The 646-nt window shown below is 51.2% G+C and carries 1 protein-coding gene; it reads left to right on the forward strand.

Annotated elements, in window-relative coordinates; genetic code table 11:
- On the forward strand, positions 1 to 606 hold a 606-nt coding region (locus FE784_RS40580), incomplete at its 5' end, for an IS3 family transposase (RefSeq protein WP_139607985.1).
- Between the last annotated feature and the right edge of the window lie 40 nt (positions 607 to 646).

The raw sequence follows: 646 nt of genomic DNA on the forward strand, positions 1-646 counted from the left end.
AACGGTTTGCGTTCGTGTGTATCCAAAAAGTTCCGTGTGACTACGACCGACTCGAATCACGCCCACCCTGTGGCACCCAATGTGCTGAACCAGGTCTTTACGGCATCCGCGCCAAACCGGGTGTGGGTAACCGATATTACATACGTTCCGTGCCGCGAGGGACGACTGTACCTGGCCAGCGTTCTAGACTTGTTTACGCGTAAGATCGTCGGGTGGAAGCTCGCAGACCGGATGACAACCGATCTCGTACTGGCCGCACTGGATCAAGCGTACAACGCTCAGAAGCCCTCCAAAGGGCTCATCCACCACTCGGATCGGGGCTCCCAGTACGCATCGGAACCTTATCGAGCAAGGTTACAGCAGTACCACATGGAGGCGAGTATGAGTCGCAAAGGCAACTGCTACGACAACGCTGTCATCGAGTCCTTTCACAGCGTACTCAAGAAAGAGTTTATTTACTGTACGACCTTCCGTACAAAGGCTCAGGCGCAACAAGAAGTATTCGAATACACCGAGCTCTTTTACAACCGCAAACGAATTCATGGGGCTTTGGGGTATCTATCACCAGATCGATTTGAAGAGCAGTACTACAAAAATATTAGCTAACGTTCTCTTATCGAGTGTCTACTTTCTTGACAGAGGTCCA

Origin of the sequence: Paenibacillus hemerocallicola (assembly GCF_006265175.1) — a bacterium.
GTDB classification, from domain to species: Bacteria; Bacillota; Bacilli; order Paenibacillales; family NBRC-103111; genus Paenibacillus_AB; species Paenibacillus_AB hemerocallicola.